Raw genomic sequence first — 6455 nt, forward strand, 5'->3', positions numbered from 1 at the left:
GACGTATGTCGGACTGTTTGAAATGGGGATCACTTTCGTTTTGTGGCTGAGCGCACTCAAATCAACGCAAAACACCGCGCGTATCAGTAATCTGATCTTTGCTTCTCCATTTATCTCACTCATGTTGTTAGCTACCATCATCGGCGAAGAAATTCATCCTTCAACCTTGATTGGCCTGGTATTGATCATCAGTGGCTTAGTCATTCAGCAAGTCTCATGGGGCAAGAAAACCAAAGCGGTAAACGCTTCTTAATCACCTATCAAAAGCCCTAAAAAACGATGCAATAAGTTGGATAAAAAAGAGATATAGATAACATTTTAATGATAGAAAGCACTTTACGCTGCTAGGATTTAGCTACGCGTTGGATACGATACTCACAAAGCCCAATAGCTTACGCTAGATTCCAATATAATTACCTTTGGGCGATTTAGGACTCGTTATTAATTATGTTTCGCTTCGCTATTCCTTCGCCTTTGATGGCAGACTGGCAACACGTTCTGCGACAATGCTGTGATGTAACTCAAGCTCAGGGACAGCTTTATACTCTGAGCGATACTCAGCAGTGGCTATCGACTGAGGTGTCCACCTCAACCCAAAATCATCGTGCTATCGTCGATGTGATAACGCAAGTTGTCGATCACTTTACGCCGACAGATTTTACAGTTAGCCATACCCCCTTTGAAGAGCAAACCTTGAGCATTGGACCGATTTGGCTACCTAATGGCGAATTGCTTGCCGTACTGACACTGACTCACCCTAATGATCAATCAACGGTTGTTTCGGCATGGCTAAGCGCAATCGCGGGGCGGATCAGCTTTGATATCAACTTGCACTGTCAGCAAGAACAAACGCGACATCAAAGCGCGGAAATAAAGCCAACACCAACACTACAAGAGTTTATCGACTGCCTTGAAGACCACGTATGGATAAAAGGCATGGATGGTCTTTATTCGATGACCAACCGAAGCGTAGAAAATGCGTGGCAAAAAACCAACAGTGAAATCATTGGCAAAGACGATTTTGCCCTGTTTAGCCATGAACGTGCGGAAAAATTCATTGATGCCGATAAATTGGTGGTAGCCACTGGCACGCAAAATATTGTTGAAGAATGCCGTCAAATTGATGAAAACAATAACCCCACTTGGCTAGAAACCATTAAGTCTCCTGTCCGTGATCATGCGGGAAACTTAATCGGCATTCTGGGGATGACACGTAACATCACCCGCCGAAAAATGGTAGAAACGCAGCTCTCCTTAGCGTCCCAAATTTTCAACAATTCGCAAGAAGGCATGGTCATTACAGACCGCAATGCCAACATCATTGATGTAAACACGGCTTTTACCCAAATTACAGGTTACCGCTCTGAAGAGGTGATAGGAAAAAACCCACGAATTCTGCGCTCAGGCCATCATGATCAAGGTTTCTATCAACAGTTGTGGCATCAACTCGAAAACAAAGGCCAATGGAAAGGCGAATTCATCAACAGAAAGAAAGATGGCAGCATTTATCCGCAATTAGCGACCATTAGCGCCGTAATGGACGATAAAAACCACCTTATTAACTACATTTGTGTGTTTGAAGATATCTCTGTGCGTAAGGCACACGAAGAAAAGCTGCAGCGCATGGCTTTTTACGATCCATTAACCAATCTACCTAATCGCACCCATTTACTCAGCTTACTCGAGCAACACATCGAAACCGGACACAAAAACCAGCAGACGTTTGCCACCCTATTCTTAGATATCGACCATTTCAAACACATCAACGATAGCATGGGCCACTTCTGTGGTGACCAATTGCTGTCTAAGTTAGCGATTCGTCTGCAAGATGTGCTTCACCTCAATGCGCATGTGGCTCGTATTGGCGGCGATGAATTTGTGATTATTTTGCCAGACATCCATAGTGATGTTGCCTTACTGGAAACCGTCGGCGATATTCTAAGCGTATTCCAGCAACCATTCGACTTAGCAAATCACGACTCACTTCGTGTCTCGACCAGTATTGGTATTGCCTTGTACCCAAGAGACGGTCAAGACAGTGAAACCTTACTGAAAAACGCAGACACTGCGATGTACTTAGCGAAGAAAAATGGACGCAACGGCTACGCGTTTTACTCACCGGATTTGACCGATAAATCCGTATCCCATGTACGCATTCAATCCGCTTTACATCAAGCAATAGAAAAACAACAACTCCGGTTAGAGTTCCAACCGCAATACAACTTGGAACAAAATACGATTGTCGGCGTGGAAGCTTTATTACGCTGGCAGCATCCAGAGTTTGGCCTTGTACCACCAGCAGACTTTATTCCAATTGCAGAAAAAACAGGGCTGATTCAAAGCATTGGTGAGTGGGTGTTACAACAAGCTTGTTTGCAAGGTAATGCTTGGCTGGACCAAGGCATCGAGTTTGGCAAAATCGCCGTCAATGTTTCTGCGTTGCAGCTTCAGCAGTCAAATTTCATTCAGCGATTAAGTACTATCCTCGATAACACCGGATACCCTGCCCAACGGTTAGATTTGGAGATCACAGAGAGCTTTTTACTGATCGACCCTCAACAAGCCATTGCATCGTTAAATCAATTACGAGAACTGGGTATTGAGATTTCTCTGGATGACTTTGGAACTGGCTATTCGTCTTTGTCTTACTTGAAAGGTTTGCCAATCAACAAACTGAAAATTGACCGCTCATTTGTCAGTGATGTCCCAAGTAATAGCGACAGCAACGCGATTGTGAATGCCATTATTGCCATGGGAAAAACGCTGTCGTTGAAAGTCGTCGCGGAAGGGATAGAAACTCGGGAACAAGCCGATTATTTATTCGAAAAAGGCTGTATTTATGGTCAGGGATATTTGTTTAGTCAGCCAGTGAGCGCTGAAAAACTGTTTCGTTGAACCAGCTTGATCCTCAAGTCACTCTCGCGGTGCCACGTCCGCGGAGGTGATTTGTTTTGCTTGATTTTGGGTTGATTGGCATAGCTCTAGACGATCAACCAAAATATTGATACAAACCAGCAACGGCACACCGATCAATAGTCCCATTCCGCCCCAAAGCCAGCCCCAAAAAACAAGCCAAACAAAAATCACTAACGGGTTTAAGTTAAACCTTTTCCCCAATAGTGTTGGTGTAACAAACTGACTTTCAATCAAATTGAGCAGTAAATAGATAGACACCACCGTCAGCATAAAACTGACCGACTCCAACTGAAGATAAGCAACAAAGCCAAAGCTCACCATGGATATGACAGGGCCGAGGTACGGCGCAAAATTCATCACGCCTGCAAATGCGCCCCATAGAAATGGATCTTCAAGGCCTAGAACAAAAAACACGGCCCCAACACTCAACCCCAGCCCCGCATTCACTAAAGTGATGGTGCCAATGTATCGAGATAGGTCTTTCTGTAGCGCTTTGACCAACTCAATCGCTTGGCGCTGTTTGGCGAACCCATGTAGGTAAGACACTGACTTTCGAAATAAGCTTCGTCCATGATTGAGCATAAAGTAAACCATAAACAGCACGATCATCGCTTGTGTCAAAATCGTCGGCGTAGTGGTCGCGAGCGTTTTTACCAAAGAAAAGACGGTGTTGTTCCCGACCTCATCCATACTCATATCGTTGGCGATATTCAATGGAGTATTAAGGTGATCAGCCGAAGCTTTAGTAACTTCGCTTACTTCTTGCGACACATTTTTCACGATACTGGGCAGCTCAGACCACCATTGCTTGGCGGGCTCCGACATGGCGGCAAGACCAATAATTGAGGCGCCAACGAGGAATGACAGCGTCAACACGACGGTAATAGCACGTGGTAAACCTTTGTCTTCAAGATAATTAATGAAAGGGCTGCACAGCAGAGAAATAAAGGTGCTAAGCACAATAGGTAACAATATTGGTTTGGCAAAATACAGCCCTGGGACGAGTAACAGGACGAGAAGCGTTGCACCAATCGCAGTGTTGGCAGGAATGTTCAATTTCGCTGTCATAATAAGCTCAGAATCGGTAAGAAAATTTGCGGTGAAATCCGCTATTAGAGTGGTTCGCCCTCTGTCGTCGCAGCGTTGCTTACTTGTGTTGCTGCATTTCCATTTTGCTCCGCACCTGACTCATCCAGAGAAGCTGCCGCGACCGGCTTTGTGAGCGAATCGGTAATATCAGACACGCTGCTAACCAATAGCCCCATTGACGAAATAGAAGAAGTCAGTCGAGACAATCGACCTGCTTTTGCTGCGGTAACGGCAACGACAGCACTAATGCCTAATGTCGTCCAAGGGTTTTCTCTCACAAACTTCTTGGTGGTAAACGTGAACATTTCCATCGACAAACAGCATTGCTCTAGAGACGTTTTACCTTCCATCCGCTTGATCCGCATGGCTCGATTGAGCTTTTGTAGCGAGCGCATCCCACCCCTCCTGTAATTGTTCTGTCGTATTTTTGAATCCAAGAAATCCAACTAAACGCTTCTGCCACCAGGCTAAAGCAAATAATGCCAAGCCTAATGATGTGATAAATACACCCACGGCAACATACACGTTGGCAGTTAACTGATAAGCCACCACCCCAGAGGCAAGGCACAAACTGAATACGAACAATACCGACAATAGAATAAAAACAATGGTACACAGCAAAATCTGACGCACTGCGGACACGTTAACTTTCATCTCCAAGAGGAACAAATCCAACGTTGAACCTGACCATACTTTTAGCGATTTCGTCAGTTGGTCCAATTGCGCAAGAATGCTGCTCAAACCATTAATGGTTTGTTGGATATCCTGTTCTTCTGCCCCATCAGGGGCTCGGCCGCTGTCTGAAGCCGCCGAGCCTGATTGCTGATTGGTAACTTGCCCTGTGTTATTCATGTGAAGCCTCGCCTTTCTGTTGTGTGGCTTAATCCTTGGTGACCACTATTATTTGATCAGCTTCTATTTGATCAGCTTCGAAACCGCCCAACCAGCAAGGAAGGCACAACCTATGCTCAGCAATGGGCGCTCCTTGATTACATTTTCTGCCGACTTAGTCGCCTGCTGAACTTGCTGCGCACCTACATCCAGCTTCTCTTTGGCTTGGTCTTTCATCGCGCCAACAGCTTCCGTCGTGGCTTGCTCCGCTAAGTGATATGCTTCTTCTAACTGCTCTTGAGGTTTTACTGTGCTTTCTTTTGTAGTAGCCATAACTAGCCTCCATTAATGAGTTGAGTAGTGAATCAAGTGAAACAATGTTTGACCTCACTTACTCCCTACAAAGCCATATCCATGCCAGAATTTTAAGTTATTGTTTTTTATTGATTTTATTTTTATTTCGATAAAAAGCCGTATCTGTACGTGTAATTCTTTCCAGGCTTTCCCCGCCATTCTTGTAATTTTTTCTTAGCGCCTTACCGACTGTTAGCAAATTATTGCAAAACAAGATATTAAGTCACTGATTAATAAGACTTAAAATTCATTGGCATACAACCTGCAACTGAAGACGAAACATCGTGTTTGTATTCCATACGCTCAAACACCCCTATCACCAGTAAATAAGGAGTGGCATATGAAAAATGAAAACATCGCCTCAATCATTGAGCTTATCGAAAGCGGAAATGAAATTTACAACAAGGCCATCGAGAACATCGACAACACTTCTTTGAATAATGTGTTGGTAGAACTGCTCAGAGTACGTGAGCGTGCAGTCATTGAGCTCACTCCCTACTCTCTAGCAAGTAACAATGAAGAATCTGCCGACGACACTCCGGTTTCCTACACCATCAAGGCGCGTGAGGTCTACAGCGACGTGATGAAGGAAGTGTCCTCTGACAAAGAGTCTATGTATTTAGAACAGCTTGAAGGTGTCGAAAGCAAGGTACTCAAAGAGATTGAGAATTTGATTACTTCCCACCCAGAGCAGGCGGATAACTCGGTTCTGCTGAAAGTTCGTAGCGATATAAAAAGCTGCAAAGAAAAACTCAGCAGCATCAGCCTTATTAGCTAAAACTTGGTGGTCGCCTTTGCAATAAAGCTCGGTATTGATCAAAGAAATGGCCAACTTGCTTTGGCCATTTCTGACAAGCCCACAGGCGCATTAACATAACCATCACGAGAAATGTCCCACGACAATAGTCATAAATAAAGAGGTCACTATGACATTGGATAACAATCGAGTAAGGGAGCTACTCGTAAAAATGACACACCATCGCCAAACGTGTTTGCCTCTCGTTAACCCGCAATCACATATGACACTCGCAAGAGCGGCATATCGATTCGTGAAAATAGAAAAAGTGATGATCAAAAAGATGGCGAAGCTGTTTTTCGATCAAGATGGTGAACAATTCATTGCAGAAAATGCCACCGAATACGGCGTTGCCGAGTTAGGTAATTACAAAGAAATGCATTTTATGAATAAATTACTGTTAGATGATTTAAAAGCCCTGCTTAGAGCCATTGACGACACCAACTTAACCGCACTTGTTTCTTATTGG

At 44.3% G+C, this 6455-nt stretch carries 8 protein-coding genes; 4 read left to right on the forward strand and 4 right to left on the reverse strand.

What is annotated here, in order from left to right; translation table 11 throughout:
• On the forward strand, nt 1-253 hold a 253-nt coding region (locus CAG68_RS19595; protein WP_161441548.1), incomplete at its 5' end, for an EamA family transporter.
• A gap of 194 nt (nt 254-447) precedes the next feature.
• On the forward strand, nt 448-2895 hold the full coding sequence (locus CAG68_RS19600; RefSeq protein WP_161441549.1) for an EAL domain-containing protein: 2448 nt from the start codon (nt 448-450) through the stop codon (nt 2893-2895).
• Nucleotides 2896-2913: 18 nt separating this feature from the next.
• Here CAG68_RS19600 and CAG68_RS19605 read toward each other — a convergent pair whose 3' ends face one another.
• From CAG68_RS19605 to CAG68_RS19620, 4 genes are all read right to left on the reverse strand, one after another.
• A complete protein-coding gene (locus CAG68_RS19605; RefSeq protein WP_005379202.1) occupies nt 2914-3984 on the reverse strand; it encodes an AI-2E family transporter in 1071 nt (356 codons plus the stop codon).
• A 44-nt stretch (nt 3985-4028) separates the two neighbouring features.
• Nucleotides 4029-4355: a hypothetical protein gene (locus CAG68_RS19610; RefSeq protein WP_161441550.1), complete on the reverse strand. Its 327-nt coding sequence runs from the start codon at nt 4353-4355 to the stop codon at nt 4029-4031.
• Nucleotides 4345-4857, reverse strand: coding sequence for a hypothetical protein (locus tag CAG68_RS19615; RefSeq protein ID WP_161441551.1), 513 nt, complete (start codon nt 4855-4857; stop codon nt 4345-4347). The genes CAG68_RS19610 and CAG68_RS19615 overlap by 11 nt, the downstream gene beginning before the upstream one ends.
• A 63-nt stretch (nt 4858-4920) precedes the next feature.
• Nucleotides 4921-5169: a hypothetical protein gene (locus tag CAG68_RS19620; RefSeq protein WP_005379196.1), complete on the reverse strand. Its 249-nt coding sequence runs from the start codon at nt 5167-5169 to the stop codon at nt 4921-4923.
• A 361-nt stretch (nt 5170-5530) separates the two neighbouring features.
• Between CAG68_RS19620 and CAG68_RS19625 the strand changes: the two genes are divergently transcribed.
• Together CAG68_RS19625 and CAG68_RS19630 are read left to right on the forward strand one after the other, a co-directional pair.
• A complete protein-coding gene (locus CAG68_RS19625; protein WP_005379194.1) occupies nt 5531-5968 on the forward strand; it encodes a DUF2383 domain-containing protein in 438 nt (145 codons plus the stop codon).
• 148 nt (nt 5969-6116) lie between these two features.
• Nucleotides 6117-6455: hypothetical protein (locus tag CAG68_RS19630; protein WP_161441552.1), on the forward strand; the 339-nt coding region annotated here is incomplete at its 3' end.

Source organism: Vibrio sp. V42_P2S4T144, from assembly GCF_009904715.1.
GTDB classification, from domain to species: domain Bacteria; phylum Pseudomonadota; class Gammaproteobacteria; order Enterobacterales; family Vibrionaceae; genus Vibrio; species Vibrio alginolyticus.